At 67.4% G+C, this 12,692-nt stretch carries 13 protein-coding genes, 1 tRNA gene and 1 other RNA gene; 7 read left to right on the forward strand and 8 right to left on the reverse strand.

What is annotated here, in order from left to right; translation table 11 throughout:
* Window positions 1–42: 42 nt before the first annotated feature.
* Together NK1_RS02685 and NK1_RS02690 are read right to left on the reverse strand one after the other, a co-directional pair.
* Entirely contained in the window at window positions 43–975 is a 933-nt protein-coding gene (locus NK1_RS02685; protein WP_063006958.1) for a serine hydrolase, read from the reverse strand.
* A gap of 1 nt (window position 976) precedes the next feature.
* Window positions 977–1,873, reverse strand: coding sequence for a LysR family transcriptional regulator (locus NK1_RS02690; RefSeq protein WP_245660323.1), 897 nt, complete (start codon window positions 1,871–1,873; stop codon window positions 977–979).
* Window positions 1,874–2,014: 141 nt separating this feature from the next.
* Here NK1_RS02690 and bla point away from each other — a divergent pair, with 141 nt between their 5' ends.
* Complete coding sequence (gene bla, locus NK1_RS02695) at window positions 2,015–2,968, forward strand: class A beta-lactamase (protein ID WP_063006960.1); 954 nt, start codon at window positions 2,015–2,017, stop codon at window positions 2,966–2,968.
* A 98-nt stretch (window positions 2,969–3,066) separates the two neighbouring features.
* Here the strand turns inward: bla and NK1_RS02700 are convergent, their stop codons facing one another.
* Together NK1_RS02700 and NK1_RS02705 are read right to left on the reverse strand one after the other, a co-directional pair.
* The gene (locus NK1_RS02700) at window positions 3,067–3,783 is read right to left on the reverse strand and encodes a DUF8020 domain-containing protein (protein WP_063006961.1); all 717 of its coding nucleotides are present in this window, start codon (window positions 3,781–3,783) and stop codon (window positions 3,067–3,069) included.
* Window positions 3,784–4,012: 229 nt separating this feature from the next.
* The gene (locus NK1_RS02705; protein ID WP_063006962.1) at window positions 4,013–4,708 is read right to left on the reverse strand and encodes a DUF8020 domain-containing protein; all 696 of its coding nucleotides are present in this window, start codon (window positions 4,706–4,708) and stop codon (window positions 4,013–4,015) included.
* 174 nt (window positions 4,709–4,882) lie between these two features.
* On the opposite strand from NK1_RS02705, the gene NK1_RS02710 reads away from it, so the two are divergent.
* Window positions 4,883–6,034, forward strand: a complete 1,152-nt coding sequence (locus tag NK1_RS02710; protein WP_063006963.1) for an LLM class flavin-dependent oxidoreductase — start codon at window positions 4,883–4,885, stop codon at window positions 6,032–6,034.
* A 207-nt stretch (window positions 6,035–6,241) separates the two neighbouring features.
* Window positions 6,242–6,997 (forward strand): SDR family NAD(P)-dependent oxidoreductase, encoded by a 756-nt coding sequence (locus tag NK1_RS02715; RefSeq protein ID WP_063006964.1) that lies wholly within the window; start codon window positions 6,242–6,244, stop codon window positions 6,995–6,997.
* Between the two features lie 15 nt (window positions 6,998–7,012).
* Here the strand turns inward: NK1_RS02715 and NK1_RS02720 are convergent, their stop codons facing one another.
* Entirely contained in the window at window positions 7,013–7,600 is a 588-nt protein-coding gene (locus tag NK1_RS02720) for an HhH-GPD-type base excision DNA repair protein (protein ID WP_063006965.1), read from the reverse strand.
* Window positions 7,601–7,740: 140 nt separating this feature from the next.
* Here NK1_RS02720 and NK1_RS02725 point away from each other — a divergent pair, with 140 nt between their 5' ends.
* Window positions 7,741–8,580 (forward strand): methyltransferase domain-containing protein, encoded by an 840-nt coding sequence (locus NK1_RS02725; protein WP_036497176.1) that lies wholly within the window; start codon window positions 7,741–7,743, stop codon window positions 8,578–8,580.
* A 51-nt stretch (window positions 8,581–8,631) separates the two neighbouring features.
* Here the strand turns inward: NK1_RS02725 and NK1_RS02730 are convergent, their stop codons facing one another.
* Together NK1_RS02730 and ffs are read right to left on the reverse strand one after the other, a co-directional pair.
* Window positions 8,632–9,918, reverse strand: coding sequence for an aspartate aminotransferase type Ic (locus NK1_RS02730; protein WP_063006966.1), 1,287 nt, complete (start codon window positions 9,916–9,918; stop codon window positions 8,632–8,634).
* Window positions 9,919–10,043: 125 nt separating this feature from the next.
* Window positions 10,044–10,138: signal recognition particle sRNA small type (ffs, locus tag NK1_RS02735), an RNA gene on the reverse strand.
* A 107-nt stretch (window positions 10,139–10,245) separates the two neighbouring features.
* On the opposite strand from ffs, the gene NK1_RS02740 reads away from it, so the two are divergent.
* Complete coding sequence (locus NK1_RS02740) at window positions 10,246–11,214, forward strand: hypothetical protein (RefSeq protein WP_157104043.1); 969 nt, start codon at window positions 10,246–10,248, stop codon at window positions 11,212–11,214.
* A gap of 44 nt (window positions 11,215–11,258) precedes the next feature.
* Window positions 11,259–11,343 (forward strand) — tRNA-Ser (locus NK1_RS02745).
* A 61-nt stretch (window positions 11,344–11,404) separates the two neighbouring features.
* Here NK1_RS02745 and NK1_RS02750 read toward each other — a convergent pair.
* Window positions 11,405–11,902 (reverse strand): nitroreductase family deazaflavin-dependent oxidoreductase, encoded by a 498-nt coding sequence (locus NK1_RS02750; RefSeq protein WP_063006968.1) that lies wholly within the window; start codon window positions 11,900–11,902, stop codon window positions 11,405–11,407.
* Window positions 11,903–12,033: 131 nt separating this feature from the next.
* Between NK1_RS02750 and NK1_RS02755 the strand changes: the two genes are divergently transcribed.
* Window positions 12,034–12,630 carry a TetR/AcrR family transcriptional regulator gene (locus NK1_RS02755; RefSeq protein ID WP_063006969.1) on the forward strand — a complete coding sequence of 199 codons (597 nt, stop codon included), beginning with the start codon at window positions 12,034–12,036 and terminating at the stop codon, window positions 12,628–12,630.
* The last annotated feature ends 62 nt before the right edge of the window (window positions 12,631–12,692 follow it).

Genomic DNA, 12,692 nt, shown 5'->3' on the forward strand with positions numbered 1-12,692 from the left:
GCGGCGCGATTCGCTCACCCGTTACACGCAGCGGGAACATAACTATCCGTCACACGCTGCCGTCCTCGACGACGGCCGCATCCGCAGTTCGTCGTGCAGGATCCGCGCCGCGGTCGCCATCGCGGCCTCCGCGCCGGGTTGCACCACGGCGGGCACCCGCGATCGGGTCAGCACGGTTACGGCCAGGGTCTGCCCGTCGGCGTGTTCGGCTACGCCCGCCTCGTGCCGCAGATTCAGCAGGGTGCCCGTCTTGGACGACCACCGGGTGGCGTCGGAGCTGAAGTCCGGGGCGAGTCGTTGACGTAACAGATTGCCCGACAGAAACTCTCGCACTCTCGCGGCGGCGTCGTGGTGGGCCCGCACCGGCCGCCACAATTCGGCGAGCAGATCGACGAACGCCCGCGCGGTGCCGGTGTTGGCATGGCTGATGTCGAGTTGCGTGACCGGATGCCCGCGCCCGGCCGTCCCGGCCTCGATGGCCAGGGCGTGGGCGAGGTGACCGTCCGCGGGGGCGAACTGCTCGGCCGGGGTCCGCACCAGATCGTCGGCCAGATGCCGGACCGCGATGCCCTCGTGGCCCAGGCGGCGCAATTCGGCGGTCACCGCGTCGGGCGGAGTCAGCTCGAACAGGGCGTCGGTCGCGCCACCGTCGCTGATCGCGATGCTCAGATACATCAGATCCTCGACCGCGACCGTGGCCGGATGGCGAAATCTGCTCAACCCGGTCGGGCCCGCCACCGTACTGCGGCCGGGCTGTACCCGGATCGGGGCCGCCGGGTCGATCTCGCCGCGCAGCACCCGTTCCATCGTCGCCAGCACGAGCGGCACCTTCACCAGCGAGGCGATCGGCAATTCGAGGTCGGCGTCCAGGCCCAGCTCGTCACCGGTGTCGAGATCGCGCACCAGGATGGAACCGTCGAGTCCCGCGTCGCGCAGTTCCGTGCGCGCGCGGCGCAGTGCGGTCGAGACACCCATGTCAGCTCCCCTCGTCGCGTGCGTCGACGTCGTCCGGCACACCGAGACAGCGGCCGATCGGTTCGGGGCCCAGTGCGCGGATCCGGTCCGCGTCCTCGCGTGATGCCGCCGCGATGTCGTAGCCCCTGGCAAGCTCCAGCTCCCCGATCGGCCGCCAGTGCAGGCCGAGCTCGGTGGCCTGGGCGGGCGAGCACAACAGCAGATCGGTGCCGTCGAGCACCTCGGCGACCGCGGTGACCAGTGACCGCGCGACCACCACCTGGGCGGGGCGCAGGCCGAGCGCATCGCGCAGCCGGATGATCCGATCGCGGATGTGCGGCACATCGTCCTCGGGCTGTATCCACACGCTGCGCCGGCCCTGCTGTTCCGAAAGGCGCAGTACTCGAAGGGTTTCCAGGTAGATCGGCGTGCTGTGCGGGCCCGTGGCGTCGGCCAGGCCCAACGGCACGCGCCAGATGCCGCGATCGGCCGGGACGGCCAGAATCGCGGCGCGCACCTCGTGCGTGCGGGTGAGTTCCGCGCGCCGGCCGGGATCGGCGGGCTCCGGTTCCAGCCGAAGCCGCGCGCGGCGGCATTCGGCGACCAGCCCGGCCAGCGGCACCGGTCCGCAAGTGGCGGGCAGCGCCAGTCGGAAGGGACGCTGACGAGCCCGCTCGGCATGCTCCTCCAGGGCCTCGGCCGCCTCGACCAGTCGCCGCGCGGATGGCAACATATCGCGGCCGAACGAGGTCAATGTGGCTGTGCGCGAAGTTCGTTCGAGCAATCGCGCGCCGAAGTGCCGTTCCAGCGCCGCGATCCGGCGACTGGCCACCGACTGCGGGATCTGCGCGGCGGCGGCCCCCGCGGTGAAACTTCCGAGACCGCTCACCGCGACGAAGGCCCTACAGGCGGCGACCATATCCACGATCGCGCAGTCTATGCCGAATCGGCATGGATACCGCCACAAGTGTCTTGGACAGCATGCGCGAGGGCTGCCACTCTTGCTGCGAGCGCTCACCGCCATCGATTCACCAGGAACGCAGATCCACAAGGAACGCCTATGACGCCCCCTCGCTTCACCCGCTCGGCCGTGCTGGTCGCGGCCGCTGCCACCCTCATACCGCTGAGCGCCTGCGGTGCCGATCGCAGCGCCGCGCCCGTATCGACCGCACCCGGATCGGCCGCAGGTGCCACCTCGACGGTTCCGCTCGCCGCCGAGTCGCTCGCCGGATTCCGCGATCTGGAGGCTCGGCTGCACGGCCGGCTGGGCGTCTACGCGCTCGACACCGGAACCGGCCGAGCCGTCGAATACCGGCCGGACGAGCGGTTTCCGTATTGTTCGACGTTCAAGGCGCTGGCCGCGGGCGCGCTGCTGAGCACCCTGCCGCCCGCCGAACTCGACCGTCGTGTCACCTACACCCGGGCCGATCTGGTGCCGAATTCACCGGTCACCGAACAGCATGTCGACCAGGGCATGACTCTGCGGGAGATCATGGACGCCGCGGTGCGGTTCAGCGACAACACCGCCGGCAATCTGATGTTCGCCGAACTCGGCGGTCCGCAGGGATTGCAGCAGCGGCTGCGCGCCATCGGCGATACGACCACGCGGATGGACCGCACCGAGACCACGCTGAACGAGGCCCTACCCGGCGACGAGCGTGACACCAGTACGCCGCGTGCGCTGGCCGGCGATCTGCGGCACTACGTACTCGACCCGTCGGTCGCCGCCGACGATCGCGACGTGCTCACCGGTCTGCTGCGTGCCAACACCACCGGTGCCGCGCTGGTCCGGGCCGGCGTGCCGGTGGGCTGGCAGGTCGGCGACAAGACCGGTGCCGGCGACTACGGAACGCGCAACGATATCGCCGTGGCGTGGCCTCCGGGACGCGCGCCGATCGTGCTGACGATTCTGTCCACTCGTGACCGGCCGGACGCCGAATACGACAACGCGGCGATCGCCCGTGCCGCCACGATCGCGATCGCCGCCCTGGACGGCACTGCGATCCCGCGCTGAGGGTGCCGAATCACCGTGCGCTACCGGATCTTCCACAAAGCCGTGCACCTCGGGTCGGTGCCGATCGACCCGAGGTGCACGGCGGGATCCGCTCTCCCCTACTTGGCCGGAGCCGGAGGGTTGAACGGCGCATTGATGGTGGTGAAGTACTGGGCGACCGCCAGAATCGCCACCGGCGCGGTGACGAGCAGCTGGCCCGCCAGCGTGCCCAGCGCACCAACCGCGATGATGCCGCCGATGCAACCGACCACGGCGGCCGGCAGGAAGCCGCCGAACAGGCCGACGATGGCGGCCGCGGCCACGGTCGCACCCGCGATGCCGCCGAGCAAGCAGCCCACCGCTCCGCCGGTGAGACCACCGACCAGCGTGCCGATGGTCGCGCCCGCGGTGATGGTGCTGGTCAGGCGGGTCCAGGCCGCCACTTCCCGGTCATAGGGCGTCTTCCACGGCGCCTGGTCCTCGAACGGGAGCGCGACCGGCTTGTAGACCGCGTGCTGCAGATCGAACTGCGGAGTCAGGGTGGCGGTGCGACCGGAGATATCGGCGGCGATCGGGAATTCGAAATCGTCGACCCGGAACTTCAATTCGGTTCCGGCCAGGGTCGTCCCATTGGCTGCCTTGATCTTGAAAACACCATTTTCCACGTCCAGCGAACCGGCGTCGGTGGATATGATCGTCGACTTCTCGTTCGTCGATGCCTGGTAGTTGACGGCACCCTCGTCGGGCGCGGCGGGCGCGGCATTCACGGTGCCGGTGGTCACGCCGACGGCGGCGGCCACCGCGGCCGCGACCACGGCAAAGTTCCTCATCTTCACTGCTTTTTCCTCATCACTCATTGCATTCCGCCGGAGCGGCTTTATCCAGTTTGTGGTGAATGCCAAAAAGCGACGAGGTTAATAACCAGGTCGATTCGAATAGCCCGGCGCGGGAAAATAAATCGAATCTCACAAATTAAAAAAGGACCTTCGCACTCGAAAGTGCGAAGGTCCTTTTAATTCGACCGCTGAAATAATTACCGGCTCAGGGGTGGGGCCGGTAACCGCTTCATTTGGCCGGGGCCTTGAAGGGCTCGTTGATGGTGGAGAAGTATTGGATCACGGCGCCGATCGCGACCGGAGCTGTCACGAAGATCTGGCCGGCCAGCACACCGAGGAACCCGACAGCGGCGGCACCGGCGACACAGCCGCCGAGCGGGCCGAGGCCGAACAGGGTGGCCAGCGCACCGGTGGCCACCACACCGAGGGCAGCGCCCGCGATGCAGCCGATGACCGCGCCACCGATACCACCGGCCGCGGTGCCGATGGCAGCGCCGGTGGCGATGGTGTCCTTGAGACGGGTGAAGGCGGCGACCTCACGCTCGTAGGGGGTCTTCCACGGGGCGCTGTCCTCGAACGGGAGCGCGACCGGCTTGTAGACCGCATGCTGCAGATCGAACTGCGGGGTCAGCGTCGCCGTGCGACCGGAGATATCGGCGGCGATCGGGAACTCGAAATCGTCGACCCGGAACGTCAGCGGGGTTCCGGCCACGGTGGTTCCGTTGGCGGCCTTGATCTTGAAGACGCCGTCCTCGACATCCATCGACCCGGCGTCGGTCGAAACGATCGCCGCGTTCTCGGTGGATCTCGCCTGATAGTTCACCACACCGTCGTCGGCGGCCGGAGCGGCTTGAACCGTTCCCGCCAGCGCACCCAACGTTGTCGCGACCAGCGCCGTGAGCACGGCGAATTTCCTCATCTTCACTGCTTGATTCCTCGACTTTCCGACTGCCGGCACGCGGCAGCACAGGTTGCCGTGTCCGGCACAGACACACGGCATCGGTGGAGTTTGCGGGCTTTCGATGCGGATGGGCCAGATTAAGAACCAGCCCGATTACAACCGGTGACTCACTTCCGGCCATCGGCCATCATGTCCGAAATGAGCCTTTCGTTCCACTGGTTTCTTCCCACCTATGGCGATTCCCGCAATCTGGTCGCGGGCGGTCACGGCACCTCGATGTCGGGCGACCGTCCGGCCTCGCTGCGCTATCTGAACCAGATCGCGGGTGCGGCGGAGGAGAACGGCTTCGAGGCGGTGCTGACACCGACGGGCGCATGGTGTGAGGACGCCTGGCTGACGACGGCCATGCTGGTCGAGACCACCGAAACCCTGAAATTCCTGGTCGCCTTCCGGCCCGGTGTAGTGAGCCCCACGCTGGCCGCGCAGATGGCCGGAACCTTCCAGCGGCATTCCCGCGGACGGCTGTTGCTGAACGTGGTGACCGGTGGCGAGCCGCACGAACAGCAGGCCTACGGCGACTTCCTGGACAAGGAACAGCGCTACGAGCGCACCGGTGAATTCCTGCACATCGTGCGCGAGCTGTGGGAGTCCGACGCTCCGGTGACGTTCGAGGGCAAGCACCTTCAGGTGCGCAACGCGCAATTGAACAACCGGCCGGACCCGATTCCCCCGGTGTTCTTCGGCGGTTCCTCGGCCGCTGCCGGACCGGTGGCCGCCCGCTACACCGATACCTACCTCACCTGGGGTGAGCCGCTGTTCGCGGTGAGCAAGAAGCTGGAGTGGATCCGCCGGCTCGCGGTGGACGAGGGCCGCGTCCTCGATTACGGCCTGCGCATTCACGTCATCTCCCGCGACACGTCGGAGCAGGCCTGGGCCGAGGCCGATCGCCTGCTGGAAGCGGTGAACCCCGCGGATATCGAACGGGTGCAGGCGAATCTGGCCCAGAGTGAATCCGAGGGCCAGCGTCGGATGCTGGAACTGCACGGCGGCAACACCGATCGGCTCGAGATCGCACCCAACCTGTGGGCCGGTGTCGGACTGGTGCGCGGCGGCGCGGGAACGGCGCTGGTCGGCTCGCACGAAGAGGTGGCCGAGCGGCTGGTCGAATACTCCCGCCTCGGCATCACGCAGTTCATCCTCTCCGGTTACCCGCATGTGGAGGAGGCGTACTGGTTCGGCGAAGGTGTGCTGCCGATCCTGCAGCGCCGCGGACTGTGGCAGCCGCCCGCCCATCGCGAAAATCGCGTCACCACAACGCCATTCGCTACCGCGGCCGCGAGCAGCAGCTAGTCACCCACATGTCCGGTGTCCGCGCGAGCACGGTGCGGACGCCGGATGCCCGCGGCCGTTACCGCGCGCGGACCGCCACGCACTCGGCCGACCTCTCGGCGTACTCACCGGGCGTTTTATACAGTCGCTAACTCATAGCTACACTCGTTGACGAGCGATCAGAACCCCGTACATGAGCTAACCGATGTCTCGGAGAGGGTGTCGAGCATGGCCGTATACGACGTGAGCAACCGTGCGGCAATAGTCAGCGGTGGCGGATCCGGGATCGGACGTGCGGTCGCGCACGAACTCGCGCGCAGTGGCGCCGCGGTCCTGGTGTTCGATCTCGACGAGGACAACGCGAATACGGTGGTCGAGGAGATTCGCGGTGCGGGCGGGCAGGCGGCCGGCTTCGCCGGCGATGCCTCCGATCCGGAGACCGTCCGGCGCAGCGTCGCGGCGGCCGGCGAACTGGGACCGCTGCGGATCGCGGTCAACAATGCCGGCATCAGCGGGGAGAGCGCGCTGATCGGGGACTATTCGCTGGACGGCTGGCGCAAGGTGCTGTCGGTGAACCTCGACGGCGTGTTCTACGCACTGCGCGAACAACTTCCGGCCGTCGCGGCGGCCGGCGGTGGCGCCATCGTGAATATGGCGTCGATCCTCGGCAGCGTCGGATTCGCGAATTCGTCGGCGTACGTCACGGCCAAACACGGCCTGCTCGGGCTGACCCAGAACGCGGCCCTCGAATACGCGGCCCAAGGCGTGCGAGTCACCGCGGTCGGACCCGGATTCATCCACACACCGCTGCTCGGGGCGAACCTCGACGACGAAACCCAGGCGTTCCTCGCTCAGAAACACGCCCTGGGCAGGCTGGGCACCCCCGAGGAGGTCGCCGGGCTGGTCGCATTCCTGGCCAGCGACGCGGCCACGTTCATCACCGGCAGTTATCACCTGGTCGACGGCGGATACACCGCGCAGTAGCCGGATCGGCGGAAGCTATGTCGCCTTGGCTTCCTTCGCGGCAACCTTCATCTGCTTCTTGAATGCCCGCACCTCGAGCAGGGACTCGTTGTCGACGATATCGGCGGCCGAGCGGCGCGAATTCGGCTCCGAGTAGGCACCGGCCGCCTTCTCCCACCCCGCCGGGCGCACACCGAGTTGTTTGCCCAGCAGCGCCAGGAAGATGCGGGCCTTCTGGTCGCCGTAGCCGGGCAGTTCCTTCAGCCGGCGCAGCACTTCCTTGCCGTCGGGGTTGTCGCGAGTCCAGATCTCGGAGGTGATGCCGTCGTAATGTTCGACGACGTATCGGGCCAGTTCCTGGGTGCGTCGGGCCATCGACCGGCCGTAGCGGTGAATGGCGGGCGGGGTCGCGCCCAATTCCTCGAATTCCTCCGGATCGGCCTCCGCGATCCGGTGGATATCGAATCCGTTCATGCGGTCGGCGATCTTCTTCGGACCGCGGAAGGCGTGTTCGAGGGGAAACTGCTGATCCAGCAGCATCCCGGTCAGGAGGGCGAAGTCGTCCTCCGACAACAGCTTGTCCGACTCCGGTTCCTGCGCGAGGCACACTTTGCGGCTCACCATGTATCGATCATGGCAGACGGGCGAATATCCGCCTACCGACCGGCGTGACCGGTCTCACATGTCTACCCACCCGTAGATTTTCTGCGCGCGTAGGGTGAATCTTCATGCCCGACACTTTGGCAACACCCACGGTGGAAGATATGGCGCCCACACACAGCTCCTCGGCAGACAATTCCTCATCCTCGGGACTGAGGCCGGACCGCTTCGATCGCGCGGGCCGCGACCAACTCATCGATGTGCACGATCTGCAGGCCGCACTTCCCGGAATTCGCGGACTTCGCCGCTGGGCGCACGACGCCCTGGCCGTCGCTCCGGGCGAAAGCGCGGTCGACATCGGCTCCGGCACCGGCTCGGAGGTCCTGGTCTTCGCCGACGCCGTCGGCCCGACCGGTGACGCGGTCGGCGTGGAACCCGATCCGAATCTGCTGGCCGGGGCGGAACACCGTGCGGCCCAGCACAATTCGCCGGCCCGGTTCGTCCCCGGCGATGCCTACGGGCTGCCGTTCGGCGGTGACACCTTCGACGTCGCCCTGTGTGAGCGGGTCTTCCAGCATCTGACCGCCCCGGAGCGCGCCGCACGGGAGATCGCCCGGGTGCTGAAACCGGGCGGACGCGTGGTCGTCATGGACAGCGACTGGGGCACCGCCATCGTGCATCCCGGCGACCGGCGGGTCGTGCACGAGGTGATCGAAACTTTGATCACCAACACCACCAATCCGTTCTCGGGACGGCGGCTGCCCGGCCTGCTCACCCGAGCCGGGCTGGTCGTCGACGATATCGGCTCGCATGCGCTGGTGCAGGACGCGAGCGCCGGTGCCGGTGCGCTGGTGGCCCGCATCGCCGGGATGGCGGAGGCGCGCGGGGCGATCACCGAGGCGCAGCGGCGGGAACTGCTGGCGGAACTGGAAGCCGGTGCGCGCACCGGTGACATTCACCTCTCGGTGACGATGTTCGCGGTGCTGGCGCACAAGCCGCAGTAACCGATTCCGGCCGGACAGCCGCACATCGCGGCTGTCCGGTCCGCGCCACCGCTACTTCTCCAGCAGCTTCTCGGTCGCGGCGAGCAGGACACAGGTCGCCAGACCGTCCATCGCCTTCTCCAGATCGGCCAGCGACGGGAAACTGGGGGCGATGCGAATGTTCTTGTCCTCCGGGTCTTTTCCGTAAGGAAACGCCGAGCCCGCGGGTGTCAGGGCGATTCCGGCCTCCTTGGCCAGCGCCACCACTCGCCCGGCCGTACCCTCGACCACATCCAGGCTGATGAAGTAGCCGCCCTTGGGCTCGGTCCACGAGGCGACCTTCGAGGCGCCCAGGCGATCCTCCAGGATCCGCAGTACCAGTTTGAATTTCGGTTCGAGCAGCGCACGGTGGGCCTGCATATGCCGGCGCACACCCTCGGCATCGCCGAAGAAACGCAGGTGACGCAGCTGGTTCACCTTGTCCGGGCCGATGCTCTTCTTCGCGGCGTATTTCAGGTACCAGGTCAGGTTCTCGGTGGAGGCGCCGAAGAAGCTGACGCCGGAGCCGGCGAAGGTGATCTTCGAGGTGGAGGCGAAGACGAAGGGCCGGTTGGGGTTTCCGGCCGCGGCCGCCAGCCCGAGAACGTCGTACACCGGGGCGGCGGTATCGGTCAGCGGGTGTACCGCGTACGCGTTGTCCCAGAACAGGCGGAAGTCCGGCGCCGCGGTGGGCATCGAAACCAGTTCGCGCACAACCTCTTCGGAGAAGTTCACGCCGGTCGGGTTGGAATAGTTGGGAACCGCCCACAGACCCTTGATCTGCGGATCGGACGCGACCAGTTCGGCGATGGCGTGCACGTCCGGGCCGTCGTGGTTGATGGCGATCGGAATCATCTGCACGCCGAGCGATTCGGTGATCCCGAAGTGGCGGTCGTAACCCGGGCTCGGGCACAGGAACTTGATCGGTTCGTCGGCCCAGCGGCTCGGCGAATCGGCCGTGCCGTGCAGCATCGCGAACACGATCACGTCGTGCATCAGTTCCAGGCTGGCGTTGTTGCCGGCGAGCAGGTTCTCGACCGGAATGCCCAGCAGTTCACCGAAGATCGCGCGCAACTCCGGCAGCCCGTGCAGGCCGCCGTAGTTGCGGCAGTCGGTGCCGGTGCCGTCGCGGTAGTCGTCGGCGCCCGGCAGGGCGAGCAGGCCGGTGGAGAGATCGAGTTGCTCCGACGAGGGCTTACCCCTCGTCAGATCCAGCGTGAGCTTCTCGGTCTGGAGCTTCGCGTAGTTCGCGGTCTGCGTCTCGTGTTCCGATACGAGTTCCGCATGGCTCATCAAACCGATCTGCGTTTGCCGGGGCATCCTGAGCAGCCTTTCAAGCAGCGAGGTAACAGGTTGACGGATCGTGCGCTTCTGGCGCGGACCCAGCCGACCACGTTACCCGCCTGATGCGCCCCGCGGCAGTGAAGAAGATTTCCCCCGAGAAAGTAAGGGGACCCCGCGCACCCGGCAGAGCCCGTTGACCCTTGCTGCCTTCCGGCCCTGGGGGAGTTCACAGGATGCGCGCCGCGCGGGATCCGTCGGCCAGTGTAGTCACAACTGTCCACTCGAGTGGAATCCGGGCGGAGTCGATACGATCACCTGCGACATTTTTCGAGGGGGCTTCCGCGCCAGGACCGGAGGAAAGACGTGACAGGCAGTAATCCACCGCACGGTGGGCCCGAGTATCAGGGGCAGGGTCAGCCGCCCAACGAAACCGTGCACTGGTGGTCGACGCCGGCGGCTCCGGAGCAGCCGCTCACCGGTACCGATCCGACCGTGATGGGCGGGCGGCCCGGACCCGTGACCGGGACGGATCCGACGGTTCTGGGGGCGGGTTTCGACGCCTACCACGGTGGCGCACCGCAGCAGCCCTACGGGCAGCAGCCGCCGTCCGTGCCGAACTATCCCCAGCAGCAGTTCCCACCGCCCTACGCCCAACAGCCGGCCTATCCACAGCCGCCCAAGAAGAACAACACGCCGTGGATCGTCGGCGGCGTGGTGGGCCTGGTCGTGGTGATCGGCATCGTGATCGGCGTGATCGCGCTCACCGGCGGTAGCGGAAGCGGGGGCAAGGGCCCGCTCGGCGACAAGAAGGGCGTCGACGGCAACTACTCGATGGCCAATGTCACCGACGCCTGCTCGCTGATCGATACGACAGTCCTGCGCAAGTGGGCGCCCACACCCAAGGACGCTCCCGAGCACACCGAACGCGCCCCCGACTCCAGCTTCGGCGGCGGCAACCTGACCTGCCGCGCCCGCTACGACGGCGCCGGAAAGTACGGCACCGACGGCTCCGATATCGACCTCGAGGCCGACTTCCAGAGCAAATACAGCGATCCGCAGTTCAACAGCTGGAAGAACTACGACACCAAGACCACCGGCAGCGGCCGCACCTCCGGCGATATCGCCGGCATCGGCAGCCAGGCCTACTACGCGGCCTACCAGCAGAACTACTCGAGTTTCGTCACCCTCGACTACACCTGCGCGGCCCTGGACTCCAACGTCTCGGTGAAGGTGGAACTGCGGATTCAGGCCGAGGGCAGCATCAACAGCGACGACGTCGGCACCACCTGTAAGGACCAATTGAAGAAAGCCCTCGCCGGCCTGCACAAATAGCCCGGTTTGCGGTTGCAGGGGGTCCACCCGGTATATTGCTCTGCGGAGGATTCGCCTAGTGGCCTATGGCGCTCGCCTGGAACGCGGGTTGGGTTAACGCCCTCAGGGGTTCAAATCCCCTATCCTCCGCCGCGAAACGCCCGCTACCCGAGTGGTAGCGGGCGTTTCTTGTTGTCGGGGGTCCGGCACGTCAGCGGCCGGCCGGTCGGGGATGCAGGACGACCACGGGGATTTCGCGTTCGGTCCACGCTTGGTAGGTGTCGAAGTCGGCGTAGGCGTCGACGAGCAGCGGCCACAGGCGGGCCCGTTCCCCCGGGTCGGCGGTGACGGCGTGGACGGGATGGCGATCCCGCCCGATCTGGATGTGGGTATCGGGCTCGGCGCGCAGGTTGAGATACCACTGCGGATGCTTCGGAAGGCCGCCCTGCGAGGCGACGATGACGGTGTTCGCGCCGTCGGTGATGTAGAGCAGCGGCGTCGTGTAGACCACGCCCGACTTTCGGCCGCGATGTTCGAGCAGCAGGGTCGGCACCGGCTTGCGGAAGCCGGCCCCGATACGCCACTTGCCGCCGATGCGGCCGCCGGTGCGCCGGTAGGTCCACACCTGCGCCCGTCCCACGATCTTGAAGATCTTGGGCAGCAGCGGGGAGTCGAGTTGTTTCGGGCGGGGTGGCGTCGTCGTCGGCATGGGCTTCCTTCTGTCCGGGGACTTCCGCTCGACCATACAGTTGATTCCATATGTATGGTCAAGAGCGGAGGGCCGCTATCTCGGCAGACTCGGTACGGTCGACCACGCTTCGAGGAAGGGAGACGCGATCGGTGCGCACGCATGGCTGGGCGGGGGCGACGCCCGCGAACGACGACGAAGCCGTCGCGCGGATCCTCGCCGCCGCCCGCACCGCGATCGATCGATCCGGCAGCGAGTTCAGCATTGCCGAGGTCGCGCGGGATCTCGGCGTCACCCGTCAGACCGTGTACCGCTACTTTCCCAGCGCCGAGAGCCTGCTGACCGCGACGGCCGTCGCGCAGACCGGATATTTCCTCGATGTGCTGGCCGAGCATCTGAGCGATATCCGCGACCCGGCGACGGCGGTGGTCGAGGGTATCGCCTACACCCTCGAACGGCTGCCGCACGAGAAGTACCTCAACCTGCTGCTCACCCCGGGCCGCGCCGGGGCCTTCTCCGCGGGCGTAACCTCCGACACCGCACTGACATTCGGCCGATCGATCCTGCAGCGCTTCGCCGTCGACTGGACCGCGGCCGGATTGTCCGGCGCCGATCTGGACGAACTCGTCGAACATATGCTCCGGATCGTGCAGTCGTTCGTCGTGGACCCGGGTCGCCCGCCCCGGGGCGGCGCCGAACTACGTCGCTATCTCGCGACATGGGTCGCGCCAGCCGTCGCCGCGCGGTGACCGGGGCCCACAAACACCAGTGCAGTGATGCGCATCACTTGCCGGTGGTGTCACATCGAGGG

Origin of the sequence: Nocardia kruczakiae NBRC 101016 (assembly GCF_001612965.1) — a bacterium.
In the GTDB taxonomy this organism is placed as follows: domain Bacteria; phylum Actinomycetota; class Actinomycetes; order Mycobacteriales; family Mycobacteriaceae; genus Nocardia; species Nocardia kruczakiae.

What these genes read in the sequence shown, in the direction of transcription:
- NK1_RS02750 (WP_063006968.1), bottom strand. Translation starts at nt 11,902, where the DNA reads ATGCCGACGACGACGCCACCCCGCCCGAAACAACTCGACTCCCCGCTG.
- NK1_RS02720 (WP_063006965.1), bottom strand. Translation starts at nt 7,600, where the DNA reads ATGGTGAGCCGCAAAGTGTGCCTCGCGCAGGAACCGGAGTCGGACAAG.
- NK1_RS02685 (WP_063006958.1), bottom strand. Translation starts at nt 975, where the DNA reads ATGGGTGTCTCGACCGCACTGCGCCGCGCGCGCACGGAACTGCGCGAC.
- bla (WP_063006960.1), top strand. Translation starts at nt 2,015, where the DNA reads ATGACGCCCCCTCGCTTCACCCGCTCGGCCGTGCTGGTCGCGGCCGCT.
- NK1_RS02715 (WP_063006964.1), top strand. Translation starts at nt 6,242, where the DNA reads ATGGCCGTATACGACGTGAGCAACCGTGCGGCAATAGTCAGCGGTGGC.
- NK1_RS02710 (WP_063006963.1), top strand. Translation starts at nt 4,883, where the DNA reads ATGAGCCTTTCGTTCCACTGGTTTCTTCCCACCTATGGCGATTCCCGC.
- NK1_RS02725 (WP_036497176.1), top strand. Translation starts at nt 7,741, where the DNA reads ATGGCGCCCACACACAGCTCCTCGGCAGACAATTCCTCATCCTCGGGA.
- NK1_RS02730 (WP_063006966.1), bottom strand. Translation starts at nt 9,918, where the DNA reads ATGCCCCGGCAAACGCAGATCGGTTTGATGAGCCATGCGGAACTCGTA.
- NK1_RS02690 (WP_245660323.1), bottom strand. Translation starts at nt 1,873, where the DNA reads ATGGTCGCCGCCTGTAGGGCCTTCGTCGCGGTGAGCGGTCTCGGAAGT.